Here is a 23,589-nt window from a genome sequence, read left to right on the forward strand (position 1 = left end):
GGGATTTTTTTATTTTGGACACTTCTTCCGACTTCCCCCTATCTTGCATAGGATATAGGAAAAAATTTAAGCAGGAGAAAAGTCCAATGTTTACATTAAAAGTCGATAATGAAATTGAGCTTCAATTGTTTGAGAGGCATCATGCCTTTAAGCTTTTTCAACTGGTTGAGGACAATCGTAATCATTTACGGAAGTGGCTGCCCTGGGTAGACAGCATGACTTCTCCCTATCAATTTGAGACGATTATCCCTGTTTGGCTTAATCAATTCGCAGAGAGTACTGGATTTAATGTTGGAATTCTTTATAAAGGAGAACTTGTCGGCTCGATTGGCTTACACCAAATGGACTGGCATAATAGCATGACCAGCATTGGCTATTATCTTGCTAAAAATGCAGAAGGCCACGGGGTTATGACTCGGGCTGTCCAAGCATTACTTAACTATACTTTTAATCAATTGGGTTTAAATCGAGTAGAAATTCGCTGTGGAGTGAAAAATAAGAAAAGCCGAGCCATACCGGAAAGATTAGGATTTACCAAGGAAGGTTTAATTAGAGATGGCGAAAAATTAAATGGCCACTTCCATGACTTAATTGTTTATAGCATGCTAGCTCGTGAGTGGAATGGCTGGGTCAATAAATAAGAACCTCTAAAGCTGCTTTTATTAGCAGTTTTTTTGTTAAACTGGCTTTTTTGCTTTTTAAGACCTATTTTGAAATAATATAAATAATGAGTATTTTAAGTGAGGTGGCATACCTTACGAATGGTAAGGTGTTAAATGATATTAATGAACATATTCATAATTGCTATTTTAATTACTCTTACCGCTTTTTTTGTTGCATCTGAATTTGCAATTGTAAGAGTCCGGACAACAAGAATTGATCAACTAGTGTCGGAAGGAAACAACAAAGCGGAGGCAGCTAAAAAAGTAATCTCAAATTTAGATGGTTACCTATCCGCAACACAAGTTGGTATCACTATTATTTCCTTAATTTTAGGCTGGCTGGGCGAACCAACCATCCGAAATATATTACAGCCTGTTTTTAATTTCATACAAATTCCACCGGCTATAGAGCACATTATCTCTGTAATTATTTCTTTTATCGCCATTACCTTTATTCATGTTGTCATTGGTGAATTATCTCCAAAGACGTTTGCAATTCAAAAAGCGGAAGAAATCATTTTACTTTTTGCCGGTCCGCTCATCTTATTTTATAAGATCATGTATCCCTTTATTTGGGCCCTTAACCGCTCTGCACGGTTTGTTACGGGACTTTTTGGAATCCTGCCTGCTTCCGAACATGATATTAGCTTATCGGAAGAGGAATTACGGATGATTCTTTCCCAAAGCTATGAAAGCGGTGAAATTAATCAATCTGAATACAAATACATGAATCGAATCTTTGAATTTGATGACAGGATAGCGAAAGAAATCATGGTACCCCGGACAGAGGTAATTTCGCTCTCTAAAACTGCCACCATGGAAGAGATTCTTGAAATTGTAAAGGAGGAAAAATACACTCGTTATCCCCTCATTGAAGGAGACAAGGACAATATCTTAGGAATTGTTAATATTAAAGAAGTATTAACAGATTGCATCCAGCAAAAATGTAACGGTGAAGAGCCGCTTATGCCTTATTTAAAGCCTGTCATTCATGTAATTGAAACGATTCCGATCCAGGAACTTTTAGTAAAACTCCAAAAAAACAGATCCCATATGGCCGTGTTATCCGATGAATATGGCGGAACTGCCGGGATTGTGACTGTTGAAGATATTTTGGAGGAAATTGTCGGTGAAATTCGTGATGAATTTGATGTGGACGAATTGCCACTAATACAGAAAAAAGACGATAATCATTATATTTTGGATGGGAAAGTCCTTATTAGCGAGGTAAACGATCTTCTCGGTACTACTCTCGAGGAAGAAGATGTAGACACGATCGGAGGATGGTTTTTAACCCAAAAATTTGATGTGCATAAAGGCGATAAGCTTGAAAAGGGAGGCTTCATATTTCAAATCAAGGAAATCGAAGGTCATCATATTCTCTACATAGAGGTAAAAAAAACAAAAGCGTCTCCAGAATAAGGAGGCGCTTTTTATGATTATATTTTTAGAATATTTTGTTTTTACCATTCATACTAATGACGATTTTCCCATAAAATGTAGATAACAATGACTACTATAACCAGAACGTTTGACTGTACGGTTTAAATTCTTTATAATTATTGTTAATTTTATAAATTGTTGAGGTGGTATGATGGGGCTGTCTATCGAATTGGCGAAATAGCAGAAATAGCGCATGTGTCGAAACGAACGATTGACTATTATACGTCAATTGGCTTACTAAGGGCAGAACGTTCTAAGTCAAATTACCGCATTTATACAGATGAAGCATTAAATGATTTAAAGTTTATCGAAGAATGCAAGAGTTTGCACTTTCCTTTAGACGAGATTAGAAGAAAACTAGAAATGCGGAAAGCGGGTAGTATCCGCCTATCCGAAGTGGATAAACATGTATGTGCGGTAACACAGCAGATGAAGCAGCTGCATAGTGATTTATTTGACCTGCTGCCAATTTTAGAAAAACTGGATGAACAACAAAAGGAAAAGCTGATTAATAATGTTAGTCTGCTAAGATCTGCTTTAAAAAAATCGCTCGTAAGTGTAACGAGCTAATTTTTGTATAATACTGGGAGGTGACTCCTTACTCGTCTAACAGCGAGCTAAGGGAATTTATTTGGACATATTTAACTTGGTTTTAATAGCCATTTTAATTGCATTGACTGCCTTTTTTGTAACTTCAGAGTTTGCTATTGTTAAGATTAGAAGTTCAAGAATTGATCAGTTAATTGAAGAAGGAAATTCGAAGGCTGTTTCAGCCAAAAAAGTGATTTCGAATCTGGATGAATACCTTTCTGCCTGTCAGCTTGGGATAACCATAACGGCCTTGGGCCTAGGTTGGATTGGGGAATCGACTATAGAGCATTTGCTCGGTCCTGTTTTCTTAAAACTAAACATTCCCGAGGGAGCAACGGAAATATTATCAATTGCGATTGCATTTGCTTCGATTACATTTTTACATGTAGTTGTTGGTGAACTTGCTCCAAAAACACTGGCGATTCAAAAAGCTGAGTTCATAACCCTCACGGTAGCACGTCCGTTAATCATCTTTTATAAGATTATGTATCCGTTTATTTGGGTACTAAATGGTTCAGCGCGTATTGTATCCAGTATTTTTGGCTTAAAGCCTGTTTCCGAAAACGAGATCGCTCATACAGAGGAAGAGCTTCGAATTATCCTATCTGAAAGCTATAAAAGTGGTGAGATTAACCAATCAGAGTTTAAGTATGTAAATAAAATTTTTGAATTTGATAATCGGATTGCAAAAGAAATTATGGTTCCTAGAACGGAAATTGTTTCTTTATCGAAGGATGATACGTTAGAGACCTTTCTTGAGGTAACACGTGAGGAAAAATTCACAAGATATCCAATTATTGATGGAGATAAGGACCACATCATTGGGCTTGTGAATATTAAGGAAATGGTGACAGATTTAATTGGAAATGAGAATTTATCAAAACAAACATTAGAAGGCTATACTCGTCCGATTATTAGAGTAATAGAAACAATTCCAATTCATGATTTGCTGGTAAAAATGCAAAAAGACCGGATGCACATGGCTGTATTAATGGATGAATATGGCGGTACCTCAGGTCTTGTAACTGTTGAAGATATTCTTGAAGAAATTGTGGGCGAAATTCGCGACGAATTTGATATGGATGAAATTCCGATGATCCGCAAGATAAAAGAAAACCATTATATCATTGATTCAAAAGTATTAGTCAGCGAAGTGAATGATTTATTGGGCGTAGAAATCGACGATGAAGATGTTGATACAATTGGCGGCTGGATTCTAACTGAAAATTACGAGGCAAAAGAAGGCGACGTCATGATTCACGAATCCTATACTTTTAAAATCCTTGATATGGAAGAACATCATATTAAATATATTGAAGTGACGAAAAATGCACATAACGGTGAAGCTACCATACAGCAAATCGCCGTATCCAAGTCGGAAGTATTATCCTAAAGAAATGTTATTAAAAAAAGACCAAAATGATTGGTCTTTTTTTTGCTTTTGATTGTACATTTGCCTAATCATCATTGGGAGAAAAATCATATGTTACTCGTAGGGGGGGTGAAGAACATGAATTATGCAGCTGGTTTATATTTAGCTTGTATTTTAGCAGGCTTTGCCTTAATAAAAATGCCAACTATCGGTTTTTTAGCTGGCCTTTATCCTTTTTTTCATATCGTTGGAGCCCTGGCCATTCTAATTTTTGCTTTTGCACTTATTTATTATGGAATAAAAGCACTTATTAAAAGTTAGTAAACGCTTTCGATTCTGGATTAAAAAAGATCAGGTTGTCCGTAACCTGATCTTTTTTTATGAAATCCTTTATTTCGATTTAATCATAATAATTTCTTCTTCAGCTTTCGCTATTTTGACTAAATGAGAATCGAGCCGGCGATTAATATTTTGAATTTCGTTGCTCCTTGCCTCCTCAATTCGCTGAAGAGATTCTTTAATATCAGATAGATCAATTTGGTTCACAGCCACTCTGTGTTCGATACTATCTACTTTTTCTAATCTAGTAAGTCGTTTTTCAATAGTATCTAATGTTTCATTAAATTTATTAATTAAAGTTTTGATATCATTAATATTCGCTGTCAAGTTTTCAAGTTCACGATCCATGGTATCATCTCCCCTTCTTGTTGTCATTATTTTATCATCGTTTGCACTATGATGAAGTTGTTAAAAGCAACAACAATGTGAACACTTCGAAACAAAAACGTGAACATTTTTTTAATTCGTCCTGAATGGCAGAAGTCCGTGAATATTATCACAGGCAGAACACTTAAAAAATTATATTCTTGCAATATAGGGAAAAGATACTTCTTTCCTTTTTAAAGTGATTCTTACCACGTGAAAAGGTTGGTGTAAAAATATGTTCATATCAATTGATGAAAAGGCTGCCAGATGGTTCACTAAAGAGTTTGAATGTAATAAGCCATTTAGTATTCGAATGTTCCCAAGATATGCTGGATTTGGGCAACAGCATAAAGGCTATAGCCTTGCCTTCTCTGCGGAAACTCCTGAAGACATAGGTTTTACAAAAGAAATAAACGGTATTACTTTTTATATTGAAGGAAACGATGTATGGTTTTTTGAAAATACGGAAACATATTTGTCAGTTAATGACCTGATAGATGAATTGCAGGTTGCCTTTAAGGAAGAAATCGCAACTGCCATTAATTAAAGGGAAAAAGCAAGCCGGATTAATCTGGCTTGCTTTTTTCACTTGTTTAGTTTACTTGTTTATCTAAGCTTGGAGCAAGCAATTTTGCCACCTCAAAAACTGCAGCAAGCTTTTGCTCACCTTGTGCAAAGGTTGCATCCGCTGCATCAAATGCTGGCCTGTCTTTTTTCAATTCATCAGCCTTCGCTTGATAAGATGCAGCATAATCCTTAACAGCAGCCTCAAGATCCGCTTTCTGATCCTTTAATTCAGCAGGAATTTGCAGACTATTTAGGTCAGTTGCTACTGCTGCAGCAGATGCACTAGCAGCAGCTCTATCCTCATCTGTAGGCAATTCCTCAGGTTTCGCATCTTCCTTTGAGGCCTTCGCAACGTAAGCATTTAAATCAACATCTTTTGCGTTAATACGCTTACCAAGATCCATATAGAATTTGACTAATTCTTTTTTTACATCAACTTTAGGAGCAGCTGCTTCTTGAGATTCTTTTGTGTCCTTCTCAGCTGTCTTCTCCTCGTTGCTGCTTGAGCAGGCTGCAAGACCAGCAGCCATCGTTAAAGCTGATAATAATAACAAAAACTTCTTCATATTGTTTTCCCCCTAATAATCTTTTTATAAGCCTTGCAAATTTTACAACATTTAATAAGACGAAAGATATAAAAAAAGGTTTCAAAGATAATAATTTTATCACCAATTACAGAAATCAGAACAAAACCTCCTCTCATTATGAGAGGAGGTTTTGTTTATAGGTGCTGATTATTGAATCCAGGCACCATCTTTCCCAATTTTATACTTACCAATCATGGTATTGACAGCCATATGCCCGTCATTGTATAAATAGTACCACTTGTTGCTTACTTTAATCCAGCCGGTTGCCATAGAACCGTCTGCATTTAAGTAATACCATTTTCCACTTAATTGAACCCATGAACTTGCCTTCATGATTCCTTTTGCATCAACGTAATACCATTTTTTGCCTGATTGAATCCATGAATTTGTTTTCATGACTCCATTATTATCGACAAAGTACCATTTGCCGTTGGAAAGAATCCACTTATTAGTTGCCATTTTTCCATTTGCAGCAACATAATACCACTTACCGCTTGATAGTACCCATGCATTTGAAAGCATTGAACCGTTTCCTGCAAAATAGAACCAAGAGCCGTCGATTTCTTTCCATCCAGTAACCATGGTGTATTCTTCTTCGTCAAGGAAATATTTCTTTCCGGCAATTTCTAACCAGCCACTTACTAATTCTCCAGTTACAGGATCAATATAAAGCCAAACGTTCTTATCGACTTCAATCCAACCGGTTTCAGCTTTAATTACTGTGGTTTCTACTTTTTCACTTACATTACTAGCAGCATCAGTAGCTGTCAGAACTAATACCGTACCTACTGCCTGTGCAGGGATTTCAATTTCAAAGTATCCATCCTCGTCAGCAATACCTGAGCCGATCAACTTATCCTTTACTCTTACTTCAACGTTTGAACCTGCATCTGCATAACCAGCTATAAAAGTATCGAATTGTGTTACATCATAGATTAATTCTGGCACTGAAGGTGCAATTACGTTCATTACAATTACTTCATACGCATTACTTTCATTTCCTGCAGCATCTACAGCTGTTACAAGGATCTTTGTACCTGCAGCCTGCTTCTCAATAGTAATAGAGAATTTTCCTTCTGCATCTGCTACTGCTTTTCCGATTTCTTGGCTGCCTACTTTTGCAATTACAGTTGCGTTAACTTCGGCAGTTCCAGTGATGACAACATCGTTTTTCGAAACTGGATAGGCTATCGGTGTTTTTGGTGCTGTAGCATCGCTGACAGTTACAGTCACTTCAGTACTTATGTTGCCTGTTGCATCGGCTGCTGTTACGATAATCTTTTTGCCTGCTACTTGTTTTTCAATGGTGATAGTAAATTTGCCTTCTGCATCGGCTGTTGCCTTACCGATTTCTTGGCCGTCAACTTTCGCAACAACTGTTGCTCCAGCTTCCGCTGTTCCGGATATTACAGTATCATTCTCAGATACTGGTTGTACTACAGGTGCTTCTGGCGCCGTAGTATCCGGTGCAATCGTACCAACTAATTCCTTTGTATCTCTTACACGAATACGTGTACCCTGTGCAAAGGCACCAGATAGACCGACTGCTTCAAGAGTGTCACCTTTTGAAAGATCTGGTACTGGACCACTTTGGTTCACAATGTAACCGTCCGTAAAGACTAATACATCACCAGAGCCATCATTGATGACATAAGAATTTTCATCAAACTTAGAGACTACAGTTCCCTTCACCTTTACAAGCAGTCCTTGGTTCGCAGCAGAAGTTGCTTCACCAGTTGCTACTTGTTTCGGCTGGACAGGATCGCCTGAGCCCAGTTTAATAACATCATTTGCAAATGTAGTAAACTCTAATTCTTTGTTATTTTCGAAAGTCTTAATATGACCATACACACGCACTTTGTCGCCTGGTTTAATCGAACCTTCTGGAACCTCTTGGAATGCCATAATACCGCCAGTGGCATCCTGCACGTAGAAGGCATCAAAGAAATTGCCTGCACCTGTTACAACAGTCCCTTCTACGACTACATCTGTTCCATCGGCTAGCGTGCGCACATCCGCAATGTTTGAAACCTTTGTTTCACGATGAGCTAACCAGTTGATTGTGTTAAGAGTGAATTCGTCGTTACCTTTTGGTTCAAACGATTCATCCATTTGCTTATCATTGAAAATATTCATTCCTGATACAACGATACGGCCTTGATCTCCAATTTCCTCTGATGCAATCATAGGAATGGCTGAACCGCCAGTTGTATCGGATATGGAATCATAAGTGTATCCACCCTTGATATTGCCTTGATAGGTTGTTTCATTACCTTTTGCGAGGATGACAACCTTGCCGCTTTCTGTTAGCGCCTGGTTATCAACACCTGAAAGACTTGTTCCGCTGTAATAATCGATAAACGATACGCGGTCAGTGATATAGTTTGAAACTAAACCAGGATGTAATCTCACAGCATATGGGCTGACTTTTGGATCACTCCAGAAGTTACCTGTTTTGCTGTCATCAAATACCCCGTCGTTACCCAAACGGATAGATGAACCAATATCACTTAATAATACATTGTTAATCGTAGGGTCTGTGCTGTTATTGCTTTTTCCAGCCATTAACAGGGAGCCGCCGTTTTTCACGAACTTCGCTACGGCTGCATTTTCATCAGCTGTTAAAGCTGTTCTTGCGTGTGTTAAAACTAATACTTTTACACTGCTTAACACATCGTCGGTAAGTGCCACTTTATTTTCAACTACTGTGTAGCCTTCTTTTTGAAGCATGAGTGTAAATGCTTTTAAGTTGTCTTTATACGTACCACCGTCAGCACTTGTATTTTCGTTGCCATGGTTAGCATCGATTAATACTTTAATACCAAGCGGTTCTTTGATTTGGACTGGAACCGTAAAGGTGGTATCACCAAGATCTAAGCCATCAAGTGATGTAACAACGGCAATGAGCTTATGGTCACCTTTAATCGGACTTGCCCAAGTTGCTGTGGCAACCGCTGATCCTTTAGAAAGAATCGAAGAAATGTTGTTTGTGCCAATTAAGTTTTCAGGCTTAACTTCATCGTAATAAAAGTCTACCTTAAGGTTTTTCACTACTTCTGTTCCGTTGTTGGCAACAGTTGCTTTTAATGTTGCAGGGTTGCCGCCGACGATTGCTCCGCCATCAACGTCAATGCTGTTCACTTTTACATCAACAGCTTCTTCTTTTGACCAGATTGGTGCAGAGTAAATGCGTTCGCCATCCATTTGGGTAACCTTAACCACAAACCATTGCTGTCCGCCTGTTACGGTGTATGATGGATTCCAAGTGAATTCTTTTTCCATCGGTGAATAGGAATCTACTACTTTTCCACCATTTGTAATTAACTCAACCTTAGAAATTCTATCATCAGACTTATAAGATGTTGGAAGGTAGTTATAGTCGCTATCATTATGCGCTTCAGCCACTAAGTCGCTTCCTGTGATTTTGAAGCTCAATTTTTTGCTGTCTACTGTTGAACCCATGTAGTAGCCATTTGCTAGTACATCTAACGTGAAGTTCGGATCTTCTTCCATGTACACGCGCATATTTCGCATGGAGTGAAGAAGGGATGCTTGAGAAAGATCGTCCGCTACGATAACGGTACGAGCATTAACTTGGCCCCATGTTCCTTCATGGTTGTCTTCTCCATAAGTCGGAGCTACGTGCCAGCCTAAATCAAGAGCTGAGTAAAACTTGGTTTCAGCATTTGCATAACCATAGTGGCCAGAACCATTACCAACTTCTAACATAGTAAAGAGCTTGTCCACATCTTTGTTATACGGTTTAAAGTTATTAAATGCATTTGCAGACATATCTGGGTGGTTAAACTGTCCTACGATATCGTCGTATGTCATAACCCAAGCATAATATTGATTTAAATCTTGGTATTGTTTCCCATTAATGTTTCGGTCGATAAAATTGTCGGTTCCGAAGATATTGGAGTGACCCCATGTAGTAGAAGTCATTTCGAATGCTGGGAATACTACATAATCACTGGTTGTGTATTGCTTAGCCAGGTCTTTTGTTAATTGCCACTGTGAGCCGCCCGTACGCTCCTGCATTCCATCACGTACTACTGTATCTGTACCTAATTTTTCCGGGTCGATATCATGTGAGTGGTCAGAGAAAGCAAACCAATCATAATGATGGGCTTTACCAGCCTTTAAGGCATCCTCCGGTGTACCAGCACCATCGTGTGAAATATTCGTGTGGTTGTGTGTTGTACCACGGTAATGATTACCGCCAGTAAAACGTGGAACCACTTCAAATGTCCATTCTTTTTCATTTAGGTTGCCTTTGCTGTCTTTGGCAGAAACCTTTACTGTATGGGTTCCTAGTGCAAGATCACTTTCAGGAACATATTTCACTTGTGTTCTGCTAATGGTTGCAGCAGGGGCAGTAAGCTCCTGGCCATCCAGCCAAAAATGAACAGTTGTGTCGTCCACACCGCTTGGGTCGTCCAGTAACGCTGAAATTTCCGGAGTCGGGCTTTCTACTTTATCTCCAGACTGTGGAGTTTCACCTGTAATCGCTGGTCCTGTTTCATCTGCTACCAATGCCACTGCATATGGAACTGCACTTGTTCCAGCTGATTGGACTTGCGTACCTGCTTTTGCTTCGATGTAATATTCGAATCCGCTTTGCGGTACATCGGCTGCATTTAATGTAGCTGTATAGCGTCCGTCGCCGCCATTTACCATTGGTAATGCAGTATATTCAGTAGCATCTTTTGCTCTGTAGTATACCGTTACAGATTCTGCACCATCGGCATTCGCCTCGAATTCAACGTTTGTATCTTTGTATACTTGTGTTAATGCTGTGTGTGTAATGCCTAAAATTGGAGCAATATCTTTCACTTCGCGTGGATATACTTGATATCCGTTTGTTGCTGAAGCATTCGTTGTATATTGACCTAAAACACCTGTAATGACATAGCTTTTTCCAATGATTAAATCAGTATCAGGTTTAATACCAGTTGCGCCCATAACCCTGATGGTTGTCGTCTTGTTGTTTTCATCAACAAACGTAACATTATAGTTAGGGCCGCCTGTAACTGCTGAAACCTTGCCAGAAATAGTTACTAGACTTCCTTCAATTGGCTCAGCTGTTACATACGTATTTAAATCTAGAATGGTTAGATTTTTTGGTGTTGGGATTGCATTTCCTTCGCTGATTTTTTCAATTGAAGTAGGTTCAAATTCCGTTAAGCCGTTATAAACTAGTACTTTACCAGTAATCCGTAATTTATCGCCTTTCAAAACCTTATATCCGATATCAAGAGATGAGCTGAAAATGTTGATACCAGCTGTATCATCTTGAAGATAGAAGTTTTGCTTTTGCGTTCCAAGAATTTGGTTATCGACGGTGGCAACACCTTCAACCGTGAAGAACTTATTCAGGTTTACCGGCTGCCCTTTCGAATCAGAAGCACGAACGTCCGCAAGTTTCGAAACAGCCGTTGTATCGGCTTTTGTCACCGAAACAGGAACACTTTCTAACTTGATTCCCGTTGCAGAGCTAGTAATTTGCGTTACATAGACTGTATTAGGAGCATTTTTGATCGTTACAGAGAAATCTCCTGATGTTCCTGCTTTGACTTCTTGTGTATTTAATTGTTCTTCTTTCGTTGCAGTTTCATTTGGATAAACATTAATGATGCCATTTGCTGCAGCAGCACCGACGCCGCCAATTAATGTTCCTGCGCCATCGGTTACAACATAACTTAATTTCGCTTGTGCTACTTGTGCACTTGCTGTCGCTAAATCAATTTTAATAGCAGCACTTTCAGCCAGATCAGTCTGGGTAGCCGCTACATAGACAGTCGATAATGTTGTTGTAAAACTAATATCAAAAGAACCATCAGCATTCGCTGTTCCAGTAGCAAGAGCTGTGCCTTTGGACGCGGTTTCATAAATATTAATAGTAGAATTTGCTTCAGCAGCCTCTGCTAGACCTGTTACTTTTGCTGAAGTGCCATCTTGTAAAAATTGAATGTTCATTCCATTTGGCTGCAAGCTAGTCACTGGAACCATAGGCTCTTCAGTAGGGCTCGCAGTATTCCTTGGTGCAGCAACTGGTCCTACATAAAAGTCTGCCGCGTTATCATCTGTATCCCATGCGTTTCCTTTACTAGGAGATGGGTCTACGTTCGCATAAGGGCGACGTTGGACACTTGTTGTGTTAGATGGGGCTTTAGTTGCTGCTAGTCCTTCATAAGCATTCGCAGAGCCCATACCGACAAAGTCTACTGTATCATCAGGTTTCGTACCTGATGCTGCAGTGGTTTTGTCTTTGAATAATGCGATTTTAGCTCCTGTACCAGACATCGCTAAAGCGCCTGATGCATCAACAGCTGGAAGATCCACTCCATTGCCGGCACCAGCACCTTCTCCAATGAGGTAATAACCATGAGCTTTAATCGTTCCCTTTAGAGGAGTTACCTGCCAACTTGTTCCAGATGTGGACGCATATTGGACAGACCAGTTATCAAGGACAATATCTTCATTCGTTGGATTGTATAACTCGATAAAGTCGTTCTTATAAGGCGCCCCCGAATTACCTCCCCCACCAAAATACTGGGAAATAACAACATGATCAGCTTGCTCGGCATGAGCCCTGCCAATGAAACTGCTTGGCAAAAATGTGCTGATCAGTAGCAGCGCTGCCATAAACGTACTTGTCCAGCGCTTAAACTTCCGATTGCTTGCTATCATTCACATACCACCTTTTGTCTGTAAATTTTGAAAACGCAAAATAGAAAACGATTTCATAGGTCTTCTTTCCTGCATCTGGTTCCTCTATTATTCTACAAAATTTTCAAACTGAAAGATATATATTTTCTGTAAATTTATTATATAAATATTTTAAAAAATTTCATTAAATATGTACAAACAAGCACAAAATATGGTTATATAGAGGAGAAATTTTGTTTTACTTTTAATTGGTTAAATCTAAGTAATTATTTTAATATAATATTTATCAGGAGGATTTTTTCAATGTATCGTTCCTGCAAAATTCGACAAAGGTTGAATGTCAGACCTCTAACCTTGATTTCACTAGCACTTTTACTATTTATCTTTACCTCTTTTCCCTCCCAGTCATCAGCACATGCGTATAGTGCAAGTTATACACAGATAACAATGAATCAAGAAAAGACCGAAGTGGTCTTCTCCATTGATACGTTGTCGATATTGGAGTTACTTCCAAAGATTGATAAAAATAAAAATTGGGTACTAGAAAAATCGGAAATTAACAGCGACAGGCATCATTTAGATGAATTAATTACAGAGGGGCTTACTCTTGATAAGGGTAACAGGGAACTAGAACCGAAAATTGAAAAGATGAAAATCATCAAGAAAGGAAATAAAGAATTTTTATCAACTTACATGAGCTATCCTGCATTCTCACCAGGTGAAACACTCTCTTATAATGATGGATTTTATTTCAATGACACGGGCACTAACTATGTCGATCTCATCTCAGCATCCTATTTGGGTGAAACGAGCGAAGCAGTGTTAGAGGGAAAAAATAGAACCTGGACCTTTCTGGCCACCGAGGTGCAACAAGAGCAACAGGCTCCAGGGGGGCAATCGGTACAACAAAATACAAATCAAAGCCAAACGGACCAAGCAGAGCAGGAAAAATCCAATACTCCTACTTCCTGGTTCTCTTTTTTCAAATTAGGAATGATGCATATTTTAACCGGGTATGACCATTTATTATTTCTATTTGCCTTATTGTTAAGAAAACAAACCTTTAAACAATATGTTGCCATTGTCACTTCCTTTACCATTGCACACAGCATTACTCTTAGCTTAGCTGTCTTGGGCTTTGTTACCCTTCCATCTCGGTTTGTAGAGGCAACAATTGCTCTAAGTATTTGTTACGTTGCTCTCGAAAATATCTTCCGAAAAGAGATTAAGTACCGGTGGAGTGTCACTTTCATGTTCGGTTTAATTCATGGTCTTGGTTTTGCTTCTATTTTAAGAGAAATGGCCATTCCAAAAAGCCATCTTGCCGTTGCCCTAATTAATTTTAACTTAGGAATTGAAGCTGTTCAGATTTCAATCGTTCTAATACTTCTGCCAATCCTGGCATTAATCCATAAGCAAAAGGCTTATGGATGGATTGTCCAAATTGGTTCAATAATCATCACCTTATTGGGTGCCTTTTGGTTAATTGAACGGATCTTTACTTAAAAAATCAGATAGGTACTTCTTAATAAAATTTTTCACTATTTTATTAAGAAGTATTTTTTGCTTTTTAATATGTTAAATTGAGATAATAACATTACCATATTTATCTATAAACGAGGGGTACAAAAATGTTCAAGCAAAAAAATAAATCAAGGCATCTTGCCGCTATTTCCCTTGCTGTGATGGCAATTGGGTTCATTGCTACAATGCCTTATCAGGATTCACTTTGGGGTGTAATCTTGCAGGGTGGTTTCGAAGCCGGACTTGTTGGAGGGCTAGCCGATTGGTTTGCCGTAACCGCTTTGTTTCGACATCCACTTGGTATTCCTATTCCACATACAGCTTTACTCCCCAAGAATCGTAAGAGAATCATTGGGGGCATTATTTCAATGTTGGAAAACGATTGGCTGACAAAGGAAAGTATTCGTGAGAAAATTGATACCTTTCATTTCTCGGATAAAATTCTTTCCTTAATTGAAAAGGAATTACACTCGCCTGGTGTGCAAAAAAATTTCAAATCCCTTATTCAATATTTACTTAACAAAGTAGATATTAATAAAATTGCTCCCATTATTGAAAAGGAAATAAAGAATTATCTAAATGAACTGGATATTAAACACTTTCTACCCTTACTTATTGATCAAGTATCGATTAGGAAATACGATGAAAAAGCACTTGATTTCGTATTAAAAGAGATTGATGAATGGGCATCTAGAGAAACAACGAAATACAAACTCGGGGGAATGGCAGTTGACGCTATTGAAAATATAAAAGCAGATGGTATCATGCAGTTTGCTTTGAAGTCCTTTAGCAATCTGGTTAATGAGGAAAAATTAGGAGGAATTCTCCAGAATCTAATCCTTAAAGGTGTAGATAGTTTCCGTGATCCCTTTAATCAAAATAGACAAACCTTGCTCATTCATATCCATAATAAATTGCAAAACATTAAAAGTGATGAAAAGATTTATGATGAGATTGAAAACTTTAAAACTCAATTGATAGACAAATGGGAACCGGAAGAAAAAATTATCGGCTTTTTAACTAAACTACAGCAGAAAGCTGTTGAAACTTTAGAAGACCCTAAATTTATTAATGAATATTTATTGCCTTTAATCGAAAATAGCTTAAATGAATTTAAAGCAAATCCTGAAAAAATTAACAATCTGGAATCTTGGATTAAGAAGCATATTTCCAACTTTGTTGATAATAATCATTCAAAAATAGGCAAACTCGTCGAAGAGAATTTAGAAAAGCTTGATAACGAAACACTCATCAACATGATTGAAAACAATGTCGGAAAGGACCTCCAATGGATCCGGGTAAATGGGGCTGTTTGTGGATTTTTAATTGGCCTCGTATTAATTGGAATTAAAACCTTTTTCTAAGCAGCCGTATTTTGGGGCTGCTTTTTTTCTGAAAAAAAAACAAATTATGTCCTATGAAATGAAAGTTCTTTTTCCATGTAGTTCTTCATATTTAGTACTGAAGTCATATTTTTTAACATAATAAGGAGGCTGAGGAATGGGGATCAGGTTTATTAAAATCTCTGTCGTGTATTTTGTCATTGGGGTTTGTATGGGAATGTATATGTCCATGACAGAGAAATTTGACCTAACGCCAGTACATGTCCATGTTAATTTGTTAGGATGGGTGTCAATGGCCCTAGCTGGACTCATTTATGCGTTTTATCCAAGTGCAGCGGAAACAGGATTAGCAAAAGTTCACTTTTGGCTCCATAATATTGCATTGCCTATCATGATGATTGCCCTCGCGTGCTTAGTTTCTGGAGTTGAATCCGCTGGTCCTTTCATTGCCATTGGCGGAACATTTTTGGTTCTGGCCATCATTCTCTTCGCCATAAATATCCTAAAGAATGTTAAGAGCTAGCATAGCAGTGAAAGAATAATGATATTAACAAAGGACCCCAGGGGGGTCCTTTGTTTCAATAATCGCAAACCATAATCTATATCCAATTTATTAATTAAAGCTGTTTCGATAAACATAAGGATCTTTAGGCTGGTTGATTGTTTTATAACTTGTCACTTTGATAACAGGAATTCTTGCCTTCATTGGAGGATAATATACGGTATCCACTTTTCCTGTTACCTGGTACCATTGGTCATTTGGAATATGAATGTCATTCGGGAATTGAATCATCATACCAAAGGCCCCAGAGTCTGCTATACAATGGATAATCCCAAACCGAAGTAAAAAGATTTGATTGTTGTTTAGGCTAGGACCGTTATAAGAGAAACCTTTAAAAGTAATTGTTTTCCCTACGAAATCTCCCGAATAATTATAAATAACTTCTAATGCTTTTAAATAATCATTATCAGTTAAAGTAATGTCTTCTTTTACTTTATATGACTTGGACTCCTTACGAACTAAATCTAAGAAGGCATCTTGCCCTAAAAATTGGCTCATATCAGGATTAAGAACTTGATGCATTCCGTACTTATCATTTCCATCTTCTAAATTAGGGAATTGAAACCCTTTAGCATTCACTAGCTGTGAATCCAAAGTTGCAACAGGTAAAAGAACACCTGTAAGAGCAGGTATTAATACAAACGTGTAAGATAAAAATCTTTTTACCTTTTTTCCTTTGGATACTTTCTTTTTGTCAAATTCATGATTGTGTTCGTGATCATGGTCGTGGTGACAATCACAACCAATATGGTCCTTTTGTTGCTTCTTGTCAGCTAAATACCATCTTATTCCTTCCGCAATCGTCAACAAAAATAACACCACGACCATGCTTTTAGATAGGAAGGCATATTTCATGTTTATATATTTTGAAATGTTCCCTGAAAGGTGCAGAGTAAAAAATAAGTTGGTAAACAATAATAAGATTACAACTCTAAACATTTAAATCCTCCTTTACAGAAGAAGTGAGCCAATGAATACAAAGACTGAAATTAAAGTAACTAAAATAATAACGATTTTTTTCTGGAAATAACCAGTCATCATCAAAACATTTTTTATATCTAACATGGGCCCTAATACCAGAAAAGCGACAATAGAACTTTGGCCGAAACTATTTCTAAATGATGAAGCAACAAAAGCATCCGCTTCCGAACAAATCGATAAGATAAACGCTAAGCCCATCATGACTAAAATTGCAGTCACCTTTGTATCACCTAAAGTAAGCAGAATCTTTGTAGGTACATAAACCTGCATAGCAGCAGCAATCAATGACCCCATAACCAGAAATTTAGCTACACTTAGAAATTCATCAATTGTATGTGTAACAACACTAATCAGCTTTTGTTTTGTGTTTTGGTTTGAATGATCATGGGCGTGCACATCAATTTTCTCTTTCAATGGATTTTCTTTGATAACAAAAGATAGAACAATACCAACCAAAATAGAAACAACTAACGCTAAACCTGCTCTGTAAAAAACCATTGTCCAACTATCACCAAATGCGATAAATGTGGCGAATACTACAATGGGATTGATAATAGGTGATGAGAGCATAAAGGAAATAGCCGCATGAGGGGCTACCCCCTTCTTTATTAATCTTGAAGCTATCGGGACTATTCCACATTCACACCCAGGGAATAATACCCCTAAAAAACTAGCTGTAATAACCGATAAAAATCTATTTTTAGGCATCAATCGAATAATCATATTTTCAGATACGAATACTTCAATCAGTGCAGAAATTAATGCCCCGATGACAATAAAAGGAATAGCTTCAATCACAATGCTGATAAAAATCGTATTTAATTGCAATAATCGATCCATAGAAGTACCTCCTTGAAGAAACACTTCATTTACTAGGTTTATTTAAAAACAAATTCTATCATATCAAAAAACAATGTATATTGTTATGTTTTCATTTTCCAAATGTGGTAGATTACTTGTTTTAAAGAATAAATACATCATACTACTTTAATTTGAAAAACAAAAACAAAAAGACAGCTCCTTCAAAATCGGAACTGCCTAATGATATTCACGAAAATCATGGTTGAAATGGCTCTAAATTATCTTTCCTTAGCTTTGCTTTTTCAGGATCAGATCTTCTGGAATCATATTGATAAATGGCACCTTCCCAATCTCCATACATTGGATTAGGGAAAACGATTAACTTCCTTCCAAATTCACTCCTTTGTTTGTCGGCCATTTGTGCTCTTTGGGTTACAGATAGCCCCTCAAATCCACTGAAATCCCCAAGATTATCACCAAACAACAACACAATATCGTGTGTTTGGGCAACCTGCAGACGTCGTGCTTCTTTTCCTCTTTCACCCTTTTGCTTCAATAAAACATGTGCTGCATCCGCTTGAGGCGCTCCAATATTTTGTAAATTTTTTATCGTTGATGCTTTTTGAGCCTCTTTACGATTGGATATATAGTAAATTGCTACGCCCTTTGAATCAGCATACCTTAAAAAGTCTATCGCTCCTGGTAAAGCTTTGGCTGCAGAACGTTCAACCCACGTTCCCCAATTTAAATATGGACTTGGTGGTGACATGATTTTCTGAGCGAATAGCGGGCTATTATCAATTACGGTCTCATCTAAATCCAGAACAATTGCAGGCTTCAACCCTTGTTTCCATTGTTTTTTACTAAGGATGTCATCCAATCTCATTTTTCCAATGTTATATCCTTGATAAAATAATGCCCTTGCCTCCCCTGCTTTTTGAAACCAAAGAACTGACATGGTATTTTGCTCCTGCAAAGGGTTAATAACGGTTTGTGACTTCGCCTGATCACAGGAAAAAGTAAAAAATAAGGTCAATGCTGTGATACAGATTATTTTACTCTTCTCCAATATTTGGACCTCCTTTTTGATTCCATATTAGTATGTGGAATCAAAATAAAAAAATGAGGCCCTTTTTCCTGGGCCTCATTTACACTTAACTTATTTGTTTTTTAGAAGTAGTTTGGTTTAAATCTCTTTTATGAAAACCTTTTAAATAATAAACTCCAACCAAGAATACTAGGAAGAGCGGGCCTATCACTAAGGCAATTCTTGTATCCGGATTATAGGCCATTAGAGCAATAACAAAGGCTAAAAAGGCTAATGAGATATACGAAGTAATTGGGAATAAAGGAACTTTGTATTTTAAATTCGTCACTTCATTTGGCCTTAAGGATCTACGATAACGAATTTGCGATAACAGGATTACTCCCCATGTCCAAATCGCTCCAAATGTTGCAATACTAGTCACCCAGGTAAAAACTTTTGCCGGAACGATATAGTTCAGCACTACGCCAATTAATAAAGCACCCGCAGAAGCTAAAACCGCAATGCCTGGAACACCATTTTTTGTTACTTTAGCAAAATTCTGCGGTGCTTCACCATGCTCCGCCAGATTGAATAGCATCCGTGCTGTACTAAAAATACCGCTGTTACAAGAGGAAAGTGCTGCCGTTAACACGACAAAGTTAATAATTCCTGCAGCACCCGGAATGCCTATTTTTTCAAAAGTAAGAACAAACGGACTTCCTTTCGTTCCAATTTCTTCCCATGGATAAATCGACATGATCACAAACAAGGCACCTACATAAAAAATTAAAATTCGCCAGAAGACAGAGTCAATCGCCCTTGAAAGAGATTTCTCCGGATTCTTTACTTCCCCAGCCGTTACCCCAATCATTTCAATTCCAAGATAGGCAAACATAACCATTTGTAAGGACAGGAGAACACCTTTTATTCCATTTGGGAAAAAGCCGCCATGTTCCCATAAATTTTTAATTCCTGTTGCAAGGCCGCCGTTTCCTAATCCAAAGAAAATCATTCCAGCTCCTACAACAATCATAGCCAAAATAGTTACAATTTTAATAAGAGCAAACCAGAATTCCAATTCCCCATACGCTTTAACCGCTAAAAAGTTTACAGTTGCCATAATGACAAGTGCAGCAAGTGCCCAAATCCAACGTGGAACACCCGGGTACCAATATTCCATATAGATTCCCACTGCCGTAATTTCAGCCATACAAGTAACGACCCACAAAAACCAATAATTCCAGCCTGTTATATAGCCTGCAAGCGGTCCCAAATAATCACGTGCGTATTTACTAAATGAACCGGCAACAGGTTTTTGAATCGCCATTTCCCCAAGGGCTCTCATAATGAAAAACATAATCAAGCCACTAAAGGCGTATCCAAATAAAATACCCGGTCCAGCCATTTTAATTGCGGTTGCAGAACCTAAAAACAGTCCAACCCCGATCGCTGCCCCTAAAGACATCAAGGTAATATGCCTTTCTTCTAAACCGCGATGAAGTTCTTTGCCATGAGTGTTCTTGCTCATATATTAATCTCCCCCTGATTAATCAACTTCAATTTCTCTTCCATCCACTTTATTTGATTTTATTACAATAGTAACAATATTATTTATTTTACCACAACGGTATAAAGTATTAGTGTTTTCTCCTCCCTTTTTCCTAATTGATAACGCTTTCAAAATAAATTTTTTTTAAATAATTACTTTTTTGAATATTTCTTGAAATTATTTTAACATTATTGTGAACGATTTTTTTTGTAAAAAACCAAGAAATTTGCGCTTTTATTTTGTAAAATTAAACAAAGGAATATTATTAATTCTTCCATTATGGAGGTTACCAGTTTGAGTAATAAATTACACGACCCTTTTAGAACGGCATTTGATAGTTTAGATGATTTTGCTGACCTCATTAGTCAGGTTTTGAAGTGTCCTGTGACCATTGAGGATTCGAATCATCGGCTTCTTGCCTATAGCACCCATGATGAACGGACGGATTCAGCAAGAATTTCGACGATTATTGGCCGCAGAGTTCCAGAGAAAGTTATTAATCAATTATGGAAAGAAGGAACGATCCCTTCTCTCCTTAAAACAAAGGAGCCAATTCGTGTAAAGAGTATAGATGATGTAGGACTCAGCAACAGGGTCGCTATTTCGATTTGGAAGCAGGATGAGGTAATCGGATTTATTTGGGCATTGGAAATCGACAAATCCTTAACGGATGATGATTTCAGCCTATTAAAACAGGCTGCAGCTGCTGCCAAAAATAAACTCCTTCAGCTTCAGACAAGGAAAAATAAAAAGGAAGAACGTTCACAGGAATTTTTCTGGAAGCTTTTAACAGGTCATTTGAAGGTTCAGGAAGAAATATATGAAAACTTCCATACTTTGCAAATAACACCTTCGTCTTCGTTCGCCGTTTTAGTTTTTCAGTTTAATGAAAATATCACTAGTAAAGAAGAGCAAAACATCTCTTATCTTTTAAAGACAAACCAGCGGCTGAAAATAATGCTTTATACTATAGACTGTAACCAGCTCATTCTATTAATTTCTGCTGAAGGATTAGAAAACCCGCTTACAGAGCTTGAACAATTTAGCCAGCTTTTTGTACTGAAGATGGGGGATCGATACGGAGTTAGGGATATCACACCTGTTTTGAGTGGTATTTATAAGGATTATCAAAAAATCAGACAAGCCTATGAGGAGACATTATCTGTTTTATCTATTAAACAAAAATTCCCTTTCGAAACCAAAGACATATACAATTATCAAAAGCTTGGCATTTATCAATTCTTAGGTCTCCTGTTGGAAAAAAGGAAAACCGAAGAATATGAAAACTATTCCTTAACAAAATTACACGATTATGATCAGAAGCATAATAGCAATCTCGTGGAAACCTTAGAGATTTTTTTAAATAATGATAATAACATTAATGATGCTGCTAAGGAATTAAATGTCCACGCCAATACGTTAAATTATCGCTTGAAAAGGATCGCAGAAATTGGCGAAGTAAATTTTAAGGATCCGAATCAAAAAATGATGCTCTACTTAGATTTAAAACTTGAAAAATATCAGGGGATTTGAACTTTTTGTGAAAATCCCCAAAAAGAGAAAGAATCTTTCTCCGTTCTTAACAAAGAAATTTTATTGCGAACCTTTTATACTTTAGCCATAGGTAAATTACTTTTAAGTTAATTAGGGAGGAATTTAGGTTATGTTTATTGGTGTACCTAAAGAAATTAAAAACAATGAAAATCGTGTAGCACTTACTCCAGCTGGTGTTGTTTCATTTTTAAATGCGGGTCATATTGTTTTGGTAGAAAAGGACGCCGGTATTGGAAGCGGTTTCACTAATGAGGATTACGCAAAAGCCGGTGCTGAGATTATCGACAGTGCTGAACAAGTTTGGACAAAAGCGGATATGATTATGAAGGTAAAAGAACCTCTTACAAGTGAATACAAGTACTTCCGTCAAGGTTTAATCCTATTTACGTATTTACATCTTGCTGCTGAGCCCCCTCTCGCTCAAGCACTTAAAGATAACGGCGTAATTGCTATCGCTTACGAAACTGTTACAGCAAACAGAACGCTTCCACTTTTAACTCCAATGAGCGAAGTGGCTGGACGTATGGCAGCTCAAATCGGAGCACAGTTCTTACAAAAGAATAATGGCGGCCAAGGCATCCTTCTTGCAGGTGTACCTGGGGTTAACCGCGGTAAAGTAACCATCGTCGGCGGTGGTATTGTTGGAACAAACGCTGCAAAAATGGCAATTGGACTTGGTGCAGATGTTACCATCATCGACTTAAGCGCTGACCGTCTTCGCCAGCTTGATGATATTTTCGGAAATCAAATTAAAACATTAATGTCTAATCCCTTCAATATTGCAGAAGCAGTTGCAGAAGCAGATCTTTTAATTGGTGCGGTTCTAATTCCTGGTGCGAAAGCTCCTAAGCTTGTAACAGAAGAAATGGTTAAAACTATGAAACCGGGTTCAGTTATCGTGGACGTTGCCATTGACCAGGGTGGAATTGTTGAAACAATCGACCATGTAACAACTCACGACAATCCAACTTTCGAAAAGCATGGCGTTATTCACTACTCTGTTGCGAATATGCCTGGTGCTGTTCCTAGAACTTCAACTATTGCTTTAACTAACGTAACGGTTCCATATGCCCTTCAAATCGCTAATAAAGGCGTTTATAAGGCTATTGCTGAAAACACAGCATTAAAACAAGGCGTGAACGTTGCTAACGGTGAAATCACATTCGAAGCGGTTGCAAAGGATCTTGGTTATGAGTATGTAACAGTAGAAGATGCTCTTCAAAAAGAACTTGCAGTTATCTAATCACATAAAGGCATAAAAAAGGCAGCTGACAGCTGCCTTTTTTTATAAATCCTATAGGAAAATATTAGATACAAAAAGAAGAGACTATTCACTTAACGGGTTCCGTTAGCTATCGCAAACATTAAAAATGTAATGCAAAATGACCTGCAAATTGTATCCCAATTTGTAGGTCATTTTTGGTTGATATGAAGGGATTTTGGTTATAATTTTTAGTGAATTTGTAGTACAACTTGTATATGAAAATGTAGGGGTTCAATAACCAGTGTACCCCTACAAATTGCACTACATTTTTACATACAAATAGCCCAGTTTAAGCTGAGATATTTGTGGCATTGAAAAATAGGCGGAAAGATTCCTGCTAAATCAGGAAATTCACATATTTCCCTACAAATAGGCGGATTTTTTC

Annotated in this window: 18 protein-coding genes; 11 read left to right on the forward strand and 7 right to left on the reverse strand. The window is 37.6% G+C overall.

Features of this window, described 5'->3' with window-relative positions; translation table 11 throughout:
- Positions 1-86 precede the first annotated feature (86 nt).
- From LC455_RS18665 to LC455_RS18685, 5 genes are all read left to right on the forward strand, one after another.
- Complete coding sequence (locus tag LC455_RS18665; RefSeq protein WP_223592989.1) at positions 87-641, forward strand: GNAT family N-acetyltransferase; 555 nt, start codon at positions 87-89, stop codon at positions 639-641.
- A gap of 135 nt (positions 642-776) precedes the next feature.
- A complete protein-coding gene (locus tag LC455_RS18670) occupies positions 777-2,084 on the forward strand; it encodes a hemolysin family protein (RefSeq protein WP_223592990.1) in 1,308 nt (435 codons plus the stop codon).
- Between the two features lie 159 nt (positions 2,085-2,243).
- Positions 2,244-2,675, forward strand: a complete 432-nt coding sequence (locus tag LC455_RS18675; protein ID WP_223593148.1) for a MerR family transcriptional regulator — start codon at positions 2,244-2,246, stop codon at positions 2,673-2,675.
- 61 nt (positions 2,676-2,736) lie between these two features.
- Complete coding sequence (locus LC455_RS18680; protein WP_223592991.1) at positions 2,737-4,089, forward strand: hemolysin family protein; 1,353 nt, start codon at positions 2,737-2,739, stop codon at positions 4,087-4,089.
- 117 nt (positions 4,090-4,206) lie between these two features.
- Positions 4,207-4,389 (forward strand): hypothetical protein, encoded by a 183-nt coding sequence (locus LC455_RS18685; RefSeq protein ID WP_223592992.1) that lies wholly within the window; start codon positions 4,207-4,209, stop codon positions 4,387-4,389.
- Between the two features lie 69 nt (positions 4,390-4,458).
- Here the strand turns inward: LC455_RS18685 and LC455_RS18690 are convergent, their stop codons facing one another.
- On the reverse strand, positions 4,459-4,755 hold the full coding sequence (locus LC455_RS18690; protein WP_223592993.1) for a hypothetical protein: 297 nt from the start codon (positions 4,753-4,755) through the stop codon (positions 4,459-4,461).
- A 253-nt stretch (positions 4,756-5,008) separates the two neighbouring features.
- Here LC455_RS18690 and LC455_RS18695 point away from each other — a divergent pair, with 253 nt between their 5' ends.
- A complete protein-coding gene (locus LC455_RS18695; RefSeq protein WP_223592994.1) occupies positions 5,009-5,320 on the forward strand; it encodes a HesB/YadR/YfhF family protein in 312 nt (103 codons plus the stop codon).
- A gap of 46 nt (positions 5,321-5,366) precedes the next feature.
- Here LC455_RS18695 and LC455_RS18700 read toward each other — a convergent pair whose 3' ends face one another.
- Together LC455_RS18700 and LC455_RS18705 are read right to left on the reverse strand one after the other, a co-directional pair.
- A complete protein-coding gene (locus tag LC455_RS18700; protein WP_223592996.1) occupies positions 5,367-5,906 on the reverse strand; it encodes a YgdI/YgdR family lipoprotein in 540 nt (179 codons plus the stop codon).
- Between the two features lie 168 nt (positions 5,907-6,074).
- A complete protein-coding gene (locus LC455_RS18705; protein WP_223592998.1) occupies positions 6,075-12,620 on the reverse strand; it encodes an Ig-like domain-containing protein in 6,546 nt (2,181 codons plus the stop codon).
- 282 nt (positions 12,621-12,902) lie between these two features.
- Here LC455_RS18705 and LC455_RS18710 point away from each other — a divergent pair, with 282 nt between their 5' ends.
- From LC455_RS18710 to LC455_RS18720, 3 genes are all read left to right on the forward strand, one after another.
- Positions 12,903-14,105 carry a HupE/UreJ family protein gene (locus LC455_RS18710; protein WP_223593000.1) on the forward strand — a complete coding sequence of 401 codons (1,203 nt, stop codon included), beginning with the start codon at positions 12,903-12,905 and terminating at the stop codon, positions 14,103-14,105.
- A 125-nt stretch (positions 14,106-14,230) separates the two neighbouring features.
- On the forward strand, positions 14,231-15,487 hold the full coding sequence (locus tag LC455_RS18715; RefSeq protein ID WP_223593001.1) for a DUF445 domain-containing protein: 1,257 nt from the start codon (positions 14,231-14,233) through the stop codon (positions 15,485-15,487).
- 136 nt (positions 15,488-15,623) lie between these two features.
- Positions 15,624-15,989, forward strand: coding sequence for a cytochrome-c oxidase (locus LC455_RS18720; protein ID WP_223593003.1), 366 nt, complete (start codon positions 15,624-15,626; stop codon positions 15,987-15,989).
- Between the two features lie 90 nt (positions 15,990-16,079).
- On the opposite strand, the gene LC455_RS18725 is transcribed toward LC455_RS18720, so the two are convergent.
- The 4 genes from LC455_RS18725 to LC455_RS18740 all read right to left on the reverse strand — a co-directional run bounded on the left by LC455_RS18725 (position 16,080) and on the right by LC455_RS18740 (position 20,365).
- On the reverse strand, positions 16,080-16,967 hold the full coding sequence (locus tag LC455_RS18725) for a TIGR03943 family putative permease subunit (protein WP_223593005.1): 888 nt from the start codon (positions 16,965-16,967) through the stop codon (positions 16,080-16,082).
- A 12-nt stretch (positions 16,968-16,979) separates the two neighbouring features.
- On the reverse strand, positions 16,980-17,849 hold the full coding sequence (locus LC455_RS18730; protein ID WP_223593006.1) for a permease: 870 nt from the start codon (positions 17,847-17,849) through the stop codon (positions 16,980-16,982).
- A 217-nt stretch (positions 17,850-18,066) separates the two neighbouring features.
- The gene (locus LC455_RS18735) at positions 18,067-18,879 is read right to left on the reverse strand and encodes a 5'-nucleotidase, lipoprotein e(P4) family (protein ID WP_223593008.1); all 813 of its coding nucleotides are present in this window, start codon (positions 18,877-18,879) and stop codon (positions 18,067-18,069) included.
- A gap of 85 nt (positions 18,880-18,964) precedes the next feature.
- Positions 18,965-20,365, reverse strand: coding sequence for an amino acid permease (locus tag LC455_RS18740; RefSeq protein WP_223593010.1), 1,401 nt, complete (start codon positions 20,363-20,365; stop codon positions 18,965-18,967).
- A 300-nt stretch (positions 20,366-20,665) separates the two neighbouring features.
- Here LC455_RS18740 and LC455_RS18745 point away from each other — a divergent pair, with 300 nt between their 5' ends.
- Together LC455_RS18745 and ald are read left to right on the forward strand one after the other, a co-directional pair.
- Positions 20,666-21,919 (forward strand): PucR family transcriptional regulator, encoded by a 1,254-nt coding sequence (locus tag LC455_RS18745; protein WP_223593012.1) that lies wholly within the window; start codon positions 20,666-20,668, stop codon positions 21,917-21,919.
- A gap of 130 nt (positions 21,920-22,049) precedes the next feature.
- A complete protein-coding gene (gene ald, locus LC455_RS18750) occupies positions 22,050-23,183 on the forward strand; it encodes an alanine dehydrogenase (RefSeq protein WP_223593014.1) in 1,134 nt (377 codons plus the stop codon).
- Positions 23,184-23,589 lie beyond the last annotated feature (406 nt).

Source organism: Neobacillus bataviensis (assembly GCF_019969725.1).

Bases quoted from the DNA above. Each gene is read 5' to 3' on its own strand.
- LC455_RS18665 (WP_223592989.1), top strand. From the start codon at position 87: ATGTTTACATTAAAAGTCGATAATGAAATTGAGCTTCAATTGTTTGAG.
- LC455_RS18670 (WP_223592990.1), top strand. From the start codon at position 777: ATGATATTAATGAACATATTCATAATTGCTATTTTAATTACTCTTACC.
- LC455_RS18685 (WP_223592992.1), top strand. From the start codon at position 4,207: ATGAATTATGCAGCTGGTTTATATTTAGCTTGTATTTTAGCAGGCTTT.
- LC455_RS18690 (WP_223592993.1), bottom strand. From the start codon at position 4,755: ATGGATCGTGAACTTGAAAACTTGACAGCGAATATTAATGATATCAAA.
- LC455_RS18695 (WP_223592994.1), top strand. From the start codon at position 5,009: ATGTTCATATCAATTGATGAAAAGGCTGCCAGATGGTTCACTAAAGAG.
- LC455_RS18700 (WP_223592996.1), bottom strand. From the start codon at position 5,906: ATGAAGAAGTTTTTGTTATTATTATCAGCTTTAACGATGGCTGCTGGT.
- LC455_RS18705 (WP_223592998.1), bottom strand. From the start codon at position 12,620: ATGATAGCAAGCAATCGGAAGTTTAAGCGCTGGACAAGTACGTTTATG.
- LC455_RS18710 (WP_223593000.1), top strand. From the start codon at position 12,903: ATGTATCGTTCCTGCAAAATTCGACAAAGGTTGAATGTCAGACCTCTA.
- LC455_RS18715 (WP_223593001.1), top strand. From the start codon at position 14,231: ATGTTCAAGCAAAAAAATAAATCAAGGCATCTTGCCGCTATTTCCCTT.
- LC455_RS18720 (WP_223593003.1), top strand. From the start codon at position 15,624: ATGGGGATCAGGTTTATTAAAATCTCTGTCGTGTATTTTGTCATTGGG.
- LC455_RS18725 (WP_223593005.1), bottom strand. From the start codon at position 16,967: ATGTTTAGAGTTGTAATCTTATTATTGTTTACCAACTTATTTTTTACT.
- LC455_RS18730 (WP_223593006.1), bottom strand. From the start codon at position 17,849: ATGGATCGATTATTGCAATTAAATACGATTTTTATCAGCATTGTGATT.
- LC455_RS18740 (WP_223593010.1), bottom strand. From the start codon at position 20,365: ATGAGCAAGAACACTCATGGCAAAGAACTTCATCGCGGTTTAGAAGAA.
- LC455_RS18745 (WP_223593012.1), top strand. From the start codon at position 20,666: ATGGAGGTTACCAGTTTGAGTAATAAATTACACGACCCTTTTAGAACG.
- ald (WP_223593014.1), top strand. From the start codon at position 22,050: ATGTTTATTGGTGTACCTAAAGAAATTAAAAACAATGAAAATCGTGTA.